The sequence below is a fragment of the Pseudogemmobacter sp. W21_MBD1_M6 genome (genome assembly GCF_052119585.1).
In the GTDB taxonomy this organism is placed as follows: Bacteria; Pseudomonadota; Alphaproteobacteria; order Rhodobacterales; family Rhodobacteraceae; genus JBGQOJ01.
Map to the genome: position 1 here is coordinate 40,101 of NZ_JBGQOJ010000002.1, position 15,999 is coordinate 56,099.

15 protein-coding genes are annotated in these 15,999 nt (G+C 63.4%); 9 read left to right on the top strand and 6 right to left on the bottom strand.

The window, feature by feature from the left end; all coding sequences use genetic code 11:
- The first annotated feature begins 236 nt into the window (after positions 1 to 236).
- Entirely contained in the window at positions 237 to 809 is a 573-nt protein-coding gene (locus tag ACEN2R_RS04340) for an outer membrane protein (RefSeq protein WP_442039589.1), read from the top strand.
- A 46-nt stretch (positions 810 to 855) separates the two neighbouring features.
- Here the strand turns inward: ACEN2R_RS04340 and ACEN2R_RS04345 are convergent, their stop codons facing one another.
- The 3 genes from ACEN2R_RS04345 to ACEN2R_RS04355 form a co-directional block, all read right to left on the bottom strand.
- Positions 856 to 1,725, bottom strand: a complete 870-nt coding sequence (locus ACEN2R_RS04345; protein ID WP_442039590.1) for a TPM domain-containing protein — start codon at positions 1,723 to 1,725, stop codon at positions 856 to 858.
- A 10-nt stretch (positions 1,726 to 1,735) separates the two neighbouring features.
- Positions 1,736 to 3,130, bottom strand: a complete 1,395-nt coding sequence (locus ACEN2R_RS04350) for a pyridoxal phosphate-dependent decarboxylase family protein (RefSeq protein WP_442039592.1) — start codon at positions 3,128 to 3,130, stop codon at positions 1,736 to 1,738.
- Between the two features lie 99 nt (positions 3,131 to 3,229).
- Entirely contained in the window at positions 3,230 to 4,402 is a 1,173-nt protein-coding gene (locus ACEN2R_RS04355) for a pyridoxal phosphate-dependent aminotransferase (protein ID WP_442039594.1), read from the bottom strand.
- A 254-nt stretch (positions 4,403 to 4,656) separates the two neighbouring features.
- On the opposite strand from ACEN2R_RS04355, the gene cysS reads away from it, so the two are divergent.
- Genes cysS through ACEN2R_RS04370 form a run of 3 tightly spaced genes read left to right on the top strand, consistent with a single transcriptional unit; the run spans position 4,657 to position 8,477 of the window.
- The gene (gene cysS / locus ACEN2R_RS04360; protein ID WP_442039596.1) at positions 4,657 to 6,054 is read left to right on the top strand and encodes a cysteine--tRNA ligase; all 1,398 of its coding nucleotides are present in this window, start codon (positions 4,657 to 4,659) and stop codon (positions 6,052 to 6,054) included.
- Positions 6,051 to 7,673, top strand: coding sequence for a citramalate synthase (gene cimA / locus ACEN2R_RS04365; RefSeq protein WP_442039598.1), 1,623 nt, complete (start codon positions 6,051 to 6,053; stop codon positions 7,671 to 7,673). The genes cysS and cimA overlap by 4 nt, the downstream gene beginning before the upstream one ends.
- 12 nt (positions 7,674 to 7,685) lie before the next feature.
- Positions 7,686 to 8,477, top strand: a complete 792-nt coding sequence (locus tag ACEN2R_RS04370; protein WP_442039600.1) for a squalene/phytoene synthase family protein — start codon at positions 7,686 to 7,688, stop codon at positions 8,475 to 8,477.
- Between the two features lie 28 nt (positions 8,478 to 8,505).
- On the opposite strand, the gene ACEN2R_RS04375 is transcribed toward ACEN2R_RS04370, so the two are convergent.
- The 3 genes from ACEN2R_RS04375 to cobA form a co-directional block, all read right to left on the bottom strand.
- The gene (locus ACEN2R_RS04375; RefSeq protein ID WP_442039602.1) at positions 8,506 to 9,744 is read right to left on the bottom strand and encodes an MFS transporter; all 1,239 of its coding nucleotides are present in this window, start codon (positions 9,742 to 9,744) and stop codon (positions 8,506 to 8,508) included.
- Positions 9,745 to 9,822: 78 nt separating this feature from the next.
- Positions 9,823 to 11,103, bottom strand: coding sequence for a cobyrinate a,c-diamide synthase (locus ACEN2R_RS04380; RefSeq protein WP_442039604.1), 1,281 nt, complete (start codon positions 11,101 to 11,103; stop codon positions 9,823 to 9,825).
- The gene (gene cobA, locus ACEN2R_RS04385; RefSeq protein WP_442039606.1) at positions 11,100 to 11,966 is read right to left on the bottom strand and encodes a uroporphyrinogen-III C-methyltransferase; all 867 of its coding nucleotides are present in this window, start codon (positions 11,964 to 11,966) and stop codon (positions 11,100 to 11,102) included. Before cobA ends, ACEN2R_RS04380 begins: the two co-directional genes overlap by 4 nt.
- A 95-nt stretch (positions 11,967 to 12,061) precedes the next feature.
- Here cobA and ACEN2R_RS04390 point away from each other — a divergent pair, with 95 nt between their 5' ends.
- From ACEN2R_RS04390 to ACEN2R_RS04410, 5 genes are all read left to right on the top strand, one after another.
- Positions 12,062 to 13,120, top strand: a complete 1,059-nt coding sequence (locus tag ACEN2R_RS04390) for a cobalt-precorrin-5B (C(1))-methyltransferase (protein ID WP_442039608.1) — start codon at positions 12,062 to 12,064, stop codon at positions 13,118 to 13,120.
- Positions 13,117 to 13,851: a cobalt-precorrin-6A reductase gene (locus tag ACEN2R_RS04395; protein ID WP_442039610.1), complete on the top strand. Its 735-nt coding sequence runs from the start codon at positions 13,117 to 13,119 to the stop codon at positions 13,849 to 13,851. The genes ACEN2R_RS04390 and ACEN2R_RS04395 overlap by 4 nt, the downstream gene beginning before the upstream one ends.
- Positions 13,848 to 14,477, top strand: coding sequence for a DNA-3-methyladenine glycosylase family protein (locus tag ACEN2R_RS04400; RefSeq protein ID WP_442039612.1), 630 nt, complete (start codon positions 13,848 to 13,850; stop codon positions 14,475 to 14,477). Before ACEN2R_RS04395 ends, ACEN2R_RS04400 begins: the two co-directional genes overlap by 4 nt.
- On the top strand, positions 14,474 to 15,139 hold the full coding sequence (locus tag ACEN2R_RS04405; RefSeq protein ID WP_442039614.1) for an alpha/beta hydrolase: 666 nt from the start codon (positions 14,474 to 14,476) through the stop codon (positions 15,137 to 15,139). Before ACEN2R_RS04400 ends, ACEN2R_RS04405 begins: the two co-directional genes overlap by 4 nt.
- A 197-nt stretch (positions 15,140 to 15,336) precedes the next feature.
- Complete coding sequence (locus ACEN2R_RS04410) at positions 15,337 to 15,921, top strand: HNH endonuclease (protein ID WP_442040013.1); 585 nt, start codon at positions 15,337 to 15,339, stop codon at positions 15,919 to 15,921.
- Positions 15,922 to 15,999 lie beyond the last annotated feature (78 nt).

A 15,999-nucleotide genomic window follows, 5' to 3' on the forward strand; every position in this document is an offset into this window, starting at 1 on the left:
TAAATAGGCTGTCTTGTCTGATTACGTCCGAATGTCGCATTTGAACTTTCTGTGATCGGCTGGTTCCAGCCGATAGTCCGAGTAAAAAAGTGTTTTTGAGCAATAACTTGCCGGAACTTCCATCACGAAAAAGAGAGGCCCTTGTCTCGGAACTTTTTTAGCCTTTGTTGGTTGTATCGGCACAGGCTCGCAAATGGGTCTGGTCGACGCGACCGAGCAATGAAAAGGAATACACCATGAAATTCTATACCCTTACAGCAGCCGCAGCATTGATGGCCGCTCCCGCATTCGCAGGCAACATGACCGCCCCCGTCATCGAGCAGCCCGTTCCTGTAGCCGCCGCACCTGTGACCTATGGCAGCGACTGGACCGGCGGTTACATCGGTGCCCAACTTGGCTACGGCGATTTTTCAGCCGGCGCAGCCTCGGGTGACGGCGTTCTTGGCGGTCTTCACGCCGGTTACAACTATGATTTCGGCACAGTGGTTCTGGGCGGCGAAATCGACTATGACGCGACAGACATTGATCTGGGCGCCGGCGCGAATGTTGACAGTGTCGCACGTTTGAAAGCCAAACTGGGCTACGACATGGGCAACACGCTGATCTACGCGACAGCCGGTGGCGCACGCGCTGAAACGTCGTTGGGTACAGACAACGGCTACTTCGGCGGTGTTGGCCTGACCTACAAGATGACCGACACAATCTCTGTCGGTGGCGAAATCCTTGGCCACAAGTTTGACAACTTCAACAGCACGGGCACGGATGTAGACGCAACCACAGCCACAGTGCGCGTATCCTACAACTTCTGAGATCTATAAAAAATCGCACGCCGGTCCTGTGATCGGCGTGCGTTCCCTACCACTTGCCCGATGCACCGCCACCGGATGAACGGCCACCGCCGAATGAGCCGCCGCTGCCACTGCCCGTGCTGCGGGTTCTGACGGGGATGATGCTGACCCGGCGGTCATCGTAGTCACATTGGTCGCATGTCACGCCGCGCCGTCGCTTGCCCTCTGCGTCAAGGGTGGCGTTTTCCAGCACCTCGTCGTGCTGTGACAGGCTGTGACGCCCGCAATTCGGGCAGCGCCGCAACCGCGTTCTGATTTTCCCCAGGACGCCGCTTGCCGCCAGAAACATCAATGCCAGAAATCCGAAAAACGCCCCCGCGACCAACATGATCTCCGTGTTGTCCTGTCCGGGTGCGTCGGGGATGTCAGACAGCTGTACCGCCTGCTTTTGCGCCAGCGGAATTGCCAGACGGTCGATGATCATCGCCAGACCGGCCTCTATTCCGTCCTGATAGCGGTCCTTGCGGAAGGCGGGCAGGAACTGCGTGTCGATCACCCGCTGCGCCAGCCCGTCATAAACCGGCGGATAGGCCGCCCCAAGGGCCACGCGCATCTCGCGGTCCTGCACGGCCACAAGGATCAGGATGCCATTGTTGGCGTCCACATTGCCGATGCCCCAGTCGTTGAACAGCGCCTTGGCGAAGCTCTCGATCGAGGGGCTGTCGCCGTAATCGGACCGGCGGTCTATGGTCAGAACGCTGACCTGCACGCCGTGGCTGGCCTCCAGCGCCTGTTCCGCCGCCGTGATCCGCGCCTCGGCGGCGTCATCCAGCACGTCTGCATAGTCGTTGACGTAGATGTTGGAATAGGACGGAAAGCCCTGCGCCAGAACCGTGGCCGGGATGATCCACAGCAGACAGGCGATGACGTATTTCATAAAGACCTCGTTAAGTGGCTTTGGCGGTTAAATCTTTCAAAACCTGCGGGATCATCATGACATCTTCGCGGGTGCAGTCAAATTGTCCGACCTGCACCCGGATCACGAACTGGCCCGCGTGGCGGGTCTGGGTCAGGTAGATCCGCCCGTCGTTGTTGATCCGCTCCAGTAACGCGGCGGTGTCTGCGTCACTGTCGTTGTAGCGGAAGGTGAACAGGGACAGGACGCAGGGCGTGGTGATCCGGATGCCGGGCAGGGCGGACACGGCCTGTTCCGCCTCTGCAGCCCAAGCCACATGGTTGCGGATGCGCGCCCGCAGCCCCGACAACCCGTAGGCGCGCAGGGTGAACCACAGCTTCAGCGCGCGAAAGCGGCGGCCCAGCGGCACGGTCCATTCGTTGTAATTGACCGGCTCTGCCTGACCTTGGGTGTCCAGATAGGCCGGACGCAGGCCAAGGGTCTTGATCTGCGGGCGCGGGTCGGCAATGAACTGCACGGCGCAATCGAACTGCACCCCCAGCCATTTATGCGGGTTGAACACGATGCTGTCGGCGCCGTCGATCCCCTGCCAAAGCGGGCGGAATTCGGGGCAGATCATCGCACTTCCCGCCCAGGCGGCGTCGACATGGGTGTAAAGCCCGTGGGTTCTGGCGACGGCCAGACAGGCGGCGATGTCGTCGGTTGCGCCAATAGAGGTGCCGCCGACGCATAGGATTACGCCCGCAGGCACAAACCCCGCCGCCTGGTCGGCGACAATCGCGGCGGCCAGCGCATCCGGGTCCATCGCGTGGTCGGCGCGCGTCTGCACCTTGACCAGATTGTCCTGCCCGATGCCCGCGATCCGCGCCGCCTTGTCGACAGAGCTGTGGGTTTCGGCGCTGGCGTAAAGGCGCAGGCGGGGCTGGTCCGACAGGCCCTGAAGGTTGCCGCGCCAGTCCAGCGCCCGCTCTCGCATGGTCAGAACCGCCGACAGGGTGGCGGTTGTCGCGCTGTCGTGGATCGTGCCGGTAAAGCCGTCCCGCAACCCAAGCGCCTGCCGCAGCCAGTCGATCATCACCTGTTCGATCTCGGTTGCGGCGGGCGCGGTCTGCCACAACATCGCCTGCGCCGCGATGGCGTTCGCCAATTGTTCGGCCAGCATCGACGCGGGCGAGGCATTTGCGGGGAAATAGGCGAAAAAGCGGGGGTGCTGCCAATGGGTCAGCGCGGGCGGCACGATGGTTTCGAAGTCACCGAAAATGGCCTCCATCGGTTCGGGGTCTTCGGGGGGATGCGCGGGCAGTTTCGCGGCGGTTTCGCCAAGGGCCGTCTGCGCCCGGACCGGGTGCTGGCGCAGGGTCCGGTGGTAGTTTGCGGCCCAGTCGGCAGCGCGCGCGGACCAATAGGGAAGGTCGTCGTGGTTCATGTGCGGCGCCTTTTCAGAGAGTATTTAAGGAACAAAGTAGAAGGCAGGGGCGCATCGGCGGTGTCGCCCGCTATTCAGGCGGACCGACATCGGTGGGGGTCACCGGATCAACCCTTGGGCAAAGGCGACAAGGCGGGTCAGCGCCGCCTCGAACCGGTCGTCGTCGATGGTCATGGCGACGCGGATATGGCCCGCCGCCGACCGGCCGAAGCTTTCGCCGGGCATCACCGCGATCTGTTCGGCATCCAGCAGCGCGTTGGCAAAGCCCTCTCCGGTCAGTCCCGTGGCGCGGATGTCCAGCATCAGATACATCGCGCCGTCGCTGGGCACGGACCGCACGGCGGTCTGCCCCGCCAGAACCCGTTGCGCCAGATCGCGGCGGCGGCGGAAGGGCGCGCCGACCTCGTCCTCTAGCCAGGGGCCCTGATCGAGCGCGAAAAGCGCGGCATCCTGAATATAGCCCGGAACGCCGTAGGTCGTGTGGGTGGCAAGGTTGGTCAGATGGGTGATCACCGCCTCCGGTGCGACGATCCAGCCGATGCGGCTGCCGGTCATGGCGTGGGATTTGCTCATCGAACCGATGACAAGTGTGCGATCGGCCATGCCCGGCAACGCGCGGGGACTGATGTGGTCAGAGGCCCAGACCTGGGTGTCATAGACCTCGTCCGAGATCAGCCAGAGGTCGTGATCGCGGCAGACCTGCGCGATGCCGTCCAGCGTGTCGCGGGTGTAGATCACGCCGGTGGGATTGTTGGGCGAGTTGATCAGCAACGATCTGGCGCCCCTGGCTGCCGCCGCGATGTCGCGCGCGCGGGGCTGGAAATCATCCTCTGCACGGGTTTGCACCGGTTTCGGCACAGCCCCGATGCCCCGGATCGTGCCGGGGTAGGTGGCATAATAGGGGTCGAGGAACAGCGCGGTGTCGCCCTCGTCGCAGACCGCCAGATGGGCGGCGAACAGCGCCGCCTGTCCGCCGGGCGTGATCAGCACATTGGCGGGCGTTGTCGGCACGCCGGTGCGGGCCTGAACCCGCGCGGCCACGGCGGTGCGCAGGGCCAGCGTTCCGGGCACCATCGCATAGCCCGTGTGGCCCGATGTCGCCGCCTTGTGCATCGCGTCAAGGATCGCGGGATGGGTGCGGATGTCATGTTCCCCGATCGTCAGTTCCAGCACCGCAATGCCATCTGCGATCATCCGGCGGGCGCGGTAGAACACGTCCCATCCGTCCGATCCGCCGCCGGTGATATTGGTGATACGATGCGAGATTTCCATGGTGCCTCCGGTCAATTCCGCCGCACGCGACCATGATTTGCCGCGCGTGTCAAACGGCGATCGGTGATACGGTCCATTGCCGGATGGAATGGATGCTTGGCAGGGGGCATGCGCCTTGCTATGAAGCGGGTATGAGAACCGTAACCCGCATCATTCCCTGCTGCATTATCCGCTGACATCCCCTGCGGGCCGTTCTTCTGTTTCCAAAAACAACCGAAGTTGCTAAGCCCGCCGCGACAGCGCGCGAGGACACCATGGCCGAGATCAAGCTTTACAACACCCGCACCCGTTCCAAAGAGGTCTTTGCCCCCTTGGATCCCGAAAACGTGCGGATGTATGTCTGCGGCCCCACGGTCTATGACCGCGCCCATATCGGCAACGCGCGCCCGGTGATCGTGTTCGACGTGCTGTTCCGCCTGCTGCGCCATGTTTACGGCCCCAAACACGTCACCTATGTGCGCAATTTCACCGATGTGGACGACAAGATCAATGCACGGGCGGCGCAAAGCGGGCGCTCTATTTCCCAGATCACCGCCGAGACCACGCAATGGTTTCTGGACGATATGGCCGAGGTCGGCGCGCTGGAGCCGAACCTGATGCCCCGCGCCACCGCCTATATCCCGCAGATGATCACCATGATCGAAGACCTGATCACCAAGGGCCACGCCTATGAGGCGCAAGGCCATGTGCTGTTCGACGTGCGGTCCTATGCGGCCTACGGCAAGCTGTCGGGGCGATCGATCGACGACATGATCGCCGGCGCGCGGGTCGAAGTGGCGCCCTACAAGCGCGATCCGATGGATTTCGTGCTGTGGAAGCCGTCCGACGATGCGACGCCGGGGTGGGACAGCCCCTGGGGGCGCGGGCGGCCGGGCTGGCACATCGAATGTTCCGCCATGGCCTATGAACTGCTGGGCGAGAGTTTCGACATTCACGGCGGCGGCAACGACCTGACCTTTCCGCACCACGAGAACGAGATCGCGCAAAGCTGCTGCGCCCACCCCGAGGGCCGGTTCGCCAACGTCTGGATGCACAACGAGATGGTGCAGGTCGAGGGCAAGAAGATGTCCAAAAGCCTGGGCAACTTCTTTACCGTGCGCGATTTGCTGGATCAGGGCGTGCCGGGAGAGGTGATCCGGTTCGTGTTCCTGAGCACCCATTACCGCAAGCCGATGGACTGGACGGATGAAAAGGCGGCGGGTGCCGAAAGCAAGTTGGACGACTATTTACGCTCGGTTGATCTCTATGGTGATCTTGATGCCGCGCGCATTGCCGCACCGGATCAAGGCATCATCGACGCACTTTCAGACGACCTGAACACTCATGGTGCGCTCATGGGACTTGAATGGATGGCCAACCATGCCCAGGGCACTAAATTAGCTGCGAATTTGGTGTTTCTGGGATTTTATAGCTTTGAACAGCTCGAAGCGAAGATCGACGAAATCAGAGCCGGAAAATTATTACTTATCCCGCTTGGCAACGCTTTGCAGGCAGCGCGGGCAAGGGCGATGGAGACCAAGGATTTTTCGGTCGTGGACGAGATGAAGGACAAATTGTCGAACGCAGGCGTTCTGGTCAAAATGTCGAAAGCGGGCGTAGAGTTGGAGCCGGGGCCGAATTTTAATGCGGCGGAACTCGAGACCCTCAAATGACCAAAGACCGCCTTTACCTTTACGACACCACGCTGCGCGATGGCCAGCAGACGCAGGGCGTGCAGTTCTCGACGCCGGAAAAGCACACCATCGCGGCGGTGCTCGATGGTCTTGGCATTGATTATATCGAGGGCGGTTGGCCGGGCGCGAACCCGACGGATTCAGAGTTTTTCAACGAGGCACCGCAGTTCAACAATGCGATCTTCACCGCGTTTGGCATGACCAAGAGGTCGGGGCGGTCTGCGGAAAACGACGATGTGCTGGCGGCGGTGATGAACGCGGGCACGCCTGCGGTCTGTCTGGTCGGCAAGACCCATGATTTCCACGTGACCACGGCGCTTGGGATCACGCTGGACGAGAACATCGAGAATATCGCGGCCTCGGTCAGACATATCGTCGCCTCTGGCCGCGAGGCGCTGTTCGATGCGGAACATTTCTTTGACGGGTATAAATCCAACCCCGACTACGCGATCAAGGCCGCCAAAGCCGCCTTTGACGCAGGCGCGCGCTGGGTTGTGCTGTGCGACACCAACGGTGGTAGCCTGCCGCCAGAGGTGACCCGCGCCACCCGCGCCGTGATCGCGGCGGGCATTCCGGGGGATCACATCGGCATCCACACCCATAATGATACCGAACACGCCATCGCCAACAGTCTGGCCGCCATCGACGCGGGCGCGCGGCAGGTGCAGGGCACGTTGAACGGGCTGGGAGAGCGCTGTGGCAATGCCAACCTGACCGCGCTGATCCCGACCCTGCTGCTGAAAGAGCCCTACGCCAGCACGCTGGCCACCGGGGTTACGCGGGATGCGCTTGCCACATTGACCCGCGCCAGCCGCCTGCTGGACGAGATCCTGAACCGCGTGCCGACCAAGACGGCGGCCTATGTCGGGGCCAGCGCCTTTGCCCATAAGGCGGGGCTGCATGCCAGCGCGATCCTGAAAGACCCTGCCACCTACGAACATGTCGATCCGGGGCTGGTGGGCAACGCCCGCATCATTCCGATGTCCAATCAGGCGGGGCAGTCGAACCTGCGCAGCCGTTTGGCGGATATGGGGCTTTCGGTGGCGACGGGCGATCCGGCCCTTGCCCGCATTCTGGACGTGGTGAAAGAGCGCGAGGCGCAGGGCTATTCCTATGACACCGCGCAGGCCAGCTTTGAACTGGTCGCGCGGGGCGAACTGGGGCAATTGCCCAATTTCTTCGAGGTCAAGCGCTACCGCGTGACGATCGAGCGGCGCAAGAACAAATACAACAAGATGGTCAGCCTGTCCGAGGCGGTTGTTGTGGTCAAGGTGGGCGGCGAAAAGGTGCTGTCCGTGTCCGAAAGCATGGATGAAAACGGCAGCGACCGCGGTCCGGTGAACGCACTGTCCAAGGCGCTGGCAAAGGATCTGGGCCCCTATCAGTCGATCATCGACGATATGCGGCTGGTGGATTTCAAAGTGCGGATCACCAATGGCGGCACCGATGCCGTGACCCGCGTGATCATCGACAGCGAAGACAGCAAGGGGCGGCGCTGGTCGACTGTCGGGGTCTCTCCGAATATCGTGGACGCCTCGTTCGAGGCGCTGCTGGATGCGATCAACTGGAAACTGATCCGCGATGCGGGGGCGGCGTAAAGGTGAGTATTTTTGCCGAGAAGAATGGGGCAGGGCGCGATGGACCTTGACGCCTGCGCAGCGCTGGTGGAGCGCGCCGATCCTGACCGGTTCTTGTCGGCGATGGCGTCAAGGCCCGCCGCGCGCGCGGTCCTGTTTCCGCTTTACGCCTTCAACATCGAGGTCGCCCGCGCCCCTTGGGTGACGGCAGAGCCGATGATCGCCGAGATGCGCCTGCAATGGTGGCGCGACGCGCTGGACGAGATCGGCACCGGCAAGACCCCGCGCAAGCACGAGGTGGTGACGCCGCTGGCGGATATTCTGGACGAGGAGGCCTGCGGCGTGCTGGACGGTCTGGTCGCGGCGCGGCGCTGGGACATCTACAAAGACCCGTTCGAGGGCGCGGCGCATTTCGACGCGTATATCAACGCGACCTCTGGCGGGTTGATGTGGACGGCGGCGCGATTGTTGGGCGCGCGCGATCCGGCACCTGTGCGCGATCTGGCCTATGCGGCGGGCGTTGCCAACTGGTTGCGCGCGATCCCCGAGCTTGAGGCGCGCGGGCGTTTCGCACTGGTCGATGGCAGCCCCGAGGCGATCCGTGATCTGGCCGAAGACGCGCTGGCGCGACTGGACCGCGCCCGCAAGGCCCGTGGCGCCGTGCCCCTGTTGGCAACGCCTGCGCTATTGGCGGGCTGGCGTGCGGCGGCGACGTTGAAAGCGGCGCGCGATGTGCCCTGGCGCGTGGGCGAGGGCAAGCTGGGCGAAAGCGAGTTCCGGCGCAAGGCCGCGCTTCTGGTTCGCAGCATGACAGGCCGCTGGTAGTTTCTTTGTTCTATAGATATCCAGAACCCTAGGCTTCGGCAGGGCGCAGCGTCAGCCAGATCAGCGCACCGCCTGCCAGCGCCAGAAGCGGCACCATCGCCAGGTTCACCGCCGTCCAGCCATGCACCACATCGCCGCCCGAGCAGTTCATCAACCCGCCAGACGCCAGCGATGCAACAGTCACGCAGCCAAAGACGATCAGGTCGTTCAGGCCCTGCATCCGGCCACGCTCATGCGGGTCGTGCGCCCCGGCCAGCATCGAGGTCGCGCCGATAAAGCCGAAGTTCCAGCCGATGCCCAAAAGGATAAGCGCCGCGAAAAAGTTCAACTGGCTGACCGGATGGTCTGCGGTGCCTGTCAGGTCGACCCCGATCAGGGCAGCCATTCCCGCCAGCGCCAGAATGGCAAGCCCTGTGGCCACGATCCGCTCTACCCCGAACCGCGCGATCAGGTGTCCGGTAAAGAACGACGGCGCAAACATCGCCAGCACATGGGCGGTGACGACATCGGCAGCTGTTGCCTTTGAAAAGCCGCAGCCGACGACGGCAAGCGGCGTCGAGGTCATCACAAGGTTCATCAGCGCGTATGACACCATGGCGCAGATCACCGCGACCGCGATGCGGGGGGTGCGCAGCAGCTCCATCCGGGTGCGGCCGCGCGGGGCATCCACCGCAGGTTTCGGCGGGGTCGGGATGTCGACCAACAAGAACAGGCCCATGCCCAGCACGTTGATCGCCATTGCCACCAGATAGGTGCCCAGAAACGGAACCACAAAGAAATCGACCGTTACTTTGACCAGTTGCGGCCCGATAAAGGCCGAGATCAGCCCGCCGGCCATGACATAGGAAATCGCCTTGGGGCGGAACGCGTCGGTGGCGGTGTCAGCGGCGGCAAAGCGGTAAAAACCCTGTGCTGACATGTAGATACCGGTCATGAAGCTGCCCAGAAGGAACAACCAGAAATTGCCGAAGTAAAGCGCCGCAGCCCCGATCAGGCTGCCGCAAAGGCCGCCCGTGGCGCCGATGAAGAACCCCGTGCGCCGCCCGCGCGACTGCATGACATTCGACAGCCAGGGTGCCGTCGTCATCGACCCGAACACGATCATCGAGATCGGCAGGGTGGCCAGGCAGGCGATGGGCGACATGCTTTGTCCGGCGAGGCCGCCGATCACGAAAATCATGGTGATCTGGCTGCCCAGAATGGCTTGGGCTGCGACTAGAACGGCGACATTGCGCTTTGCGCGGCGATCATCGGTAACAGTGGTCATGCGCTAGGCCCGTGTCCTTTAATGTGATGTCACATGGGTATCCTTGGGATCGGGAACTGCCAATAGCAATCAGGGTAATTATTCAAATTCTATAATATGAGCGAAAGACCCGCTGGCCGATCCCTGGATCAGCCCCATGTCGGGCAGGGCGGTTCCGGCTGCGTCGCGGGCCTTGAACAGGGGCTGGCCCTTGGCATGAAGCGTCGTCGCATAATGGAATTCATGCGCCTTCAACGCGCCTGCAAAGGGGCCGCCAAGTGATGTCAGGTCGCGGTAACCAAGGTGCAGCTTGCGGCGGGCAAAGCTGGTGGCAAGCGGCAGCAGGCCCAGCATGTCATGGGCGGTTCCATCGGCGTCGATCAGAACCTCGCCCAGGGTCATGTAGCCGCCGCATTCGCCGTAGACCTGCGTGCCATTGGCGGCGGCTGACCGGACCGAGGCGGTGAACCGCACCGCACCGGCCAGCGTTCCCGCGTGCAGTTCCGGATAACCGCCGGGCAGATAGATCAGGTCGGCATCGGGCGCGGGTTGGTCTGACAGGGGCGAGAACGCGGTGATCTCGGCCCCTGCGGCGTGCCAGTCATCCAGCAGATGCGGATAGGCAAAGGCGAAGGCGGCGTCGCGGGCGATGGCGATCCGCTGTGCCGGTGGCGCGGTTCGGGGGGCGGTTCTGGCCGCGGTGGCGGCGGGCAAAGGTTGCGCCAGACGGCACAGCCCGTCCAGATCGACTGCCGCAGCCACAAGCGTTGCGGCGCGATCCAGAAACGCCTCCAGGTCGGGGCGTTCCTGTGCCTGAACCAAACCCAGATGCCGCGAGGGATGCGACAGGTCCGCCTGGCGGTGCACCGCCCCCAGAACCGGCAGGCCAAGCGGCGCAAGGGCCGCACGCAACATGTCCTCGTGGCGGGCAGAGCCGACGTTGTTCAGGATCAGCGCGGCCACATGAACCGAAGGGTCGTGTCGCGCAAACCCCGCCACAAGCGGCACAATCGACTGCGCCATTCTGGCGGCATCAACCACAAGGACCACGGGCAGCGACAGGATGCGGGCCAGATCGGCGGTGGCCCCCTTGCCCGTGGGCGGTGCGCCGTCGAACAGGCCCATCGCGCCCTCGATCAGCAGCAGTCCCTCGGTCCTTGCCAACGACCGGATCCGGTCGGGCGACATTGCCCAGGCGTCAAGGTTCAGGCAGGGCAGTCCGCAGGCCGCCTGATGGAACCGCGGATCAATATAGTCGGGGCCGGATTTCGCGCCGCGCACTGCGATGTCGCGGTTGCGCAGGGCGCGCAGCAGGCCAAGGGTCAGGGTCGTCTTGCCGCTGCCCGAGGCCGGGGCGGCAAGGATCAGACCCGTGCTCATCGCGCTTCGGCGGGGCGGCCACGGTCCAGCGGATCAAGGTTGCGCGGGGGGTGTCCGGTCGCCTGTCCCTGCCAGTCCAGCACCTGCCGCATCAGCACCGATCGCCCGACGCAGATGATCGCGGGCGGTTCCACCCGACTGGCTGCGATGTCATCGACGATGGTGCCAAGGGTGGTTTCCAGCACATGCTGGTCGGGGGTGGTGGCCGAGGTCACAACGGCGCAGGGCTCTGTCGCGGGGCGGCCTGCGGCCAATAGATCTGCGGCGATACGGGCGATGTGTTTTATCCCCATATAGATCACGATCACCTGAGAACCCTTTGAAATTGATGGCCAATCAAGGGACGATGGTGCATTGCCGCTTTGGTCGTGTCCGGTGACAAAGGTCACCGACTGGTTCACGTCGCGGTGCGTCACGGGGATGCCCGCATAGGCCAATCCGCCGATGCCCGCCGAAATGCCGGGGATGATGCGGATCGGGATACCGTGCTGCACAAGGGTCTGCGCCTCTTCGCCGCCGCGCCCGAAGACGAACGGATCGCCGCCCTTTAGCCGCAACACGCGCTTGCCTGCGCGGGCCAGATCGACCAGTTGCAACGAAATATCGCGCTGGATTGCCGACGGCTTGCCGCCGCGTTTGCCTGCGTAGATCGCCTCGGCGCCGGGTTTGGCCCAGGCCAGAATATCGGTCTGCACCAGCGCGTCATAAACAATGACATCCGCCTGTTGCAGCGCGTTCAGGGCGTGCAGGGTCAACAGGCCCGGGTCGCCGGGGCCGGCCCCGCACAGCCAGACCCAGCCGGGGGTCAGGACGGGCCATTGGCCACTGTTGATTGTGACGGGAAGGGAAAGTGAGTCGCTCATGCCCCCTTATGGACCGAAGCCGCGGCTGCGAAAAGACGAAGAGCGACGCAAGATGGTGGATTGGCGTCGCCGGGCGTGGTGCCTATAGTCGCGGCATGAGCCGTAAACCTGACCAAGATTTGCGACGTGGCTGGACCACGGGCGCTTGCGCCACCGCCGCCACCAAGGCGGCGCTGATGGCGTTGTGGGGCGGCGCGTTTCCCGACCGCGTGCAGATCGTGCTGCCAAAGGGCGAAACGCCGGAATTCGAGGTGGTGAACGCCGCCAGAGGGCACGGCTGGGCCGAGGCGGGGATCGTCAAGGATGCGGGCGACGACCCCGATGTGACCCATGGCGCGACCATCATGGTGCGTGTCACGGCGTCACAGGGCGGCGTTGTGTTCCGTGCAGGCGGGGGCGTGGGAACGGTGACGAAACCGGGCCTGCCGATCGCGGTGGGCGAGCCCGCGATCAACCCGGTGCCGCGGCAATTGATGGCCGCAGTGGTCGAGGAGATGGCCGATCTTTACGGCACATCCCCCGATGTCGAGATCACCGTGGGTATTCCGGGCGGTGCTGCGATCGCGTTGAAAACCTGGAACCCGAGGTTGGGCATTGTCGGTGGCTTGTCGGTGCTGGGCACCACGGGCGTCGTGCGGCCATTTTCCTGTGCGGCCTGGATCGCCTCTATCCACCGCGGCATCGACGTGGCGCGGGCGGGTGGGCAGACCCATGTTGCAGGCTGCACGGGGGCCACGTCGGAACGGGTGGTGCAAGGGCTGTACGGGCTGCCCGATCACGCGATGCTGGACATGGGTGATTTTGCGGGCGGGTTGCTGAAATATTTGCGGAAGAACCCCGTGGCGCATATCACCATTGGTGGCGGGATCGGCAAGATCACCAAGCTGGCGCAAGGCGCGGTTGATTTGCATTCGGGCCGGTCGCAGGTGGATTTCGGCGCCTTGGGCCGGATGGCCGTAGCGGCTGGATTGCCGGATGTTAGTTGCGCGAACACTGCCTTGGAAGCGATTGAAGTTGCAGGAAAACCATTGGCGGCATTGATTGCGGATCAGGCACTTTTTGCTGTGCGGAAGCTGTTGCGGGACGCGCCGGTTGCGGCGGATATCGTGATCATCGACCGCGCGGGCGGGATTCTGGCAAGGGCGGGGGCATGAGGCTTTTGTTGCTGGCCGGATCGGGCGAGGCGCGGGTGTTGTCGCGGGAATTGGCCGCGATGCAGGGCGTCGAGGTGATCGCATCGCTTGCCGGGGCCACGCGGGCGCCGGCCAGGCTGGAAATTCCGACCCGTACTGGCGGCTTTGGCGGCGAAGCAGAACAAGAGGAGTATTTAAAGAACAAAGTGATAGAGGCCGTTGTTGATGCAACCCATCCGTTTGCGGCCCATATCTCGCAGCGCACGGCGATGATCTGCGCGCGGCTGAATATTCCCTATCTTCAGGTGCTGCGGCCCGAATGGGTGCCGACGGCGGCGGACAACTGGGTGATGATCGGGGACGAGGCCGAGGCGGCGTCGCATATCCCTGTCGGGGCCAGAGTGTTTCTGGCGACGGGGCGGCAAACGCTGGCGCAGTTTTCGAACCTTGCGGGGCGGCACCTGATTTGCCGCCAAATTGATCCGCCAGAGGGGGATTTTCCGTTTAACAACGGCCAGTATCTTATTGGAAAACCACCATTTTCCGAACCGGATGAGCGGGAACTGTTCCGGCGGTTGCGGGTCGACTGGCTGGTGGTCAAAAACGCAGGCGGGGTTGCGAGCTTTACCAAGCTCGAGGCCGCGCGGGCGTTGAAAATCCCCGTTGCGATGATCCGCAGGCCCGAACAACCCGAGGGCGACAAGGCCGGATCGGTCGAGGCGGCGCTGGACTGGGTCAGGGCGCGCCTGTGATCGGGCGGATCATCGAGACGCCCGATTGCGTGGCAGAGGGGGCGGCCTGGCTGGCGGCGCGTGATCCGCGGTTTGCCGGTGCCCTTGCCCTAACGGGAGATCTGCCCTTGCGGCGCAAGCCTGACGGGTTCGGGGAGCTGCTGAGCGCGATCACCAGCCAACAGATCAGCGTCGCGGCGGCGCGTGCGATCTGGGCGCGGATGACGGCGGCGGGGTTGATCCGGCCAGAGGCGATTCTGGCGGCATCAGACGAGGAGATGCGCGCGGCGGGCATGTCGGGTCAGAAAATCCGCTATGCCCGTGCCTTGGCCGAGGCGCGGATCGACTATGCCGCCCTGCGGGACCAACCCAGCGAGCAGGTGATCGCGACGCTGGTCGCGGTGCCGGGCATCGGGCGCTGGACGGCGGAAATTTACGCGATGTTCTCGCTTGGGCGGGCCGATGTGTTCGCGCATGGCGATCTGGCCTTGCAGGAGGCGGCGCGGGTGCTGTTCAAGCTGGACGCGCGGCCCACGGAAAAGGCGATGCGCGGCATGGCAGAGGCATGGTCGCCGTGGCGCAGCGTTGCGGCGCGCCTTTTGTGGGCGTATTACCACGTTGAAAAGTCACGGGAAGGAATACGATGACACGGGTTTTGGATGCAGGACGCAAAGAGGCGCTGTCGGGCGAGGCGCGGTCGGTCGTGGTGTTTTTGCACGGCTATGGGGCAAACGGTGCCGATCTGTTGGGGCTGGCCGACCCTTTGGCGGATCATCTGCCCGACACGCTGTTCGTGGCCCCCGACGCGCCCGAGCAGTGCGCCGGTAGCCCGATGGGGTTCCAGTGGTTCCCGATTCCCTGGATCGACGGCTCTAGCGAGCAGGAGGCAGAGGCGGGTATGCGCGCCGCCGCCGAGGATCTGAACGCGTTCCTTGACGCACTGTTGGTCGACGAGGATATGCTGCCCGAGCAGATGGCGATCATCGGGTTCAGTCAGGGCACGATGATGGCGCTGCATGTGGTTCCGCGCCGCGACGAGGCGATTGCGGGGATGGTGGGCTTTTCGGGGCGGCTGATCTCGCCAGAGGCGCTGATCGACGAGGTTATGGTGCGACCGCCGATTCTGCTGGTGCATGGCGATCAGGACGACGTGGTGCCGGTGCAATCGTTGCCAGAGGCGGCGGAAGCCTTGCAGGCGGCTGGATTCGTTGATGTCTTTGCCCATATCATGAAGGGCACCGCCCATGGTATCGCGCCGGACGGCCTGTCGGTGGCTTTGGCGTTTTTGCGCGACAAGTTAAGCCTTTGACCGCTAAACGCCGCAAATACAGGCATTTCTGATACGAATCTGTCATATGCGCCGGCTAGGATCGACTTGGGCAGACACCGCATGTTGCGGGGCTTGCCTTGGTCGAAAGGCAAGATATAGTCTTTAACCATAGCCGGGGCGGAATGCTTCCGCCTTGGTGCCGCGTGTGGGGCAGACAAGGCGAGGACGACGTAGAGATGGACGGCGATTTCAGAACTGAATTTGTGCGGGAACCGGCGGCGCTGAAACATTTTCCGGCGCTTGTGTTGAATGCGGATTACCGGCCCTTGTCCTATTATCCGCTATCCCTTTGGCCGTGGCAGGATGCGGTCAAGGCGGCGTTTCTGGACAGGGTGACGATCATCGCTGAATATGACCAGATCGTCCGAAGCCCGACGACCGAAATCAGAATCCCTTCGGTTGTCGTCCTTAAAGACTTTGTAAAACCCCAAAAGCGCGTGGCCTTCACGCGCTTTAATTTATTCCTGCGGGACGAATTTGCCTGCCAGTATTGTGGCACCACGGGCGATCTGACGTTTGACCATGTCGTGCCGCGCGCAAGGGGTGGAATCACCAGTTGGGAAAACGTCGTGGCGGCCTGTTCCCGGTGCAACCTGCACAAAGGGTCCAAATCCCTGCGGCAGACCGGAATGACCCTGCGAAAGCCGCCGCGCCAGCCCGGATCGGAAGAGTTGCGCAATATGGGGCGGCGCTTTCCTCCGAATTTCCTGCACGACAGCTGGCTTGATTTTCTGTACTGGGACGCAGAACTGGAGGCATAGAACGTCGCGCCCGAAAACCGATTGGAATTCGGCGCCGGGGCAGGGAACTTCTGGCCCTCGGGTGTCTAGTCCTGCTAG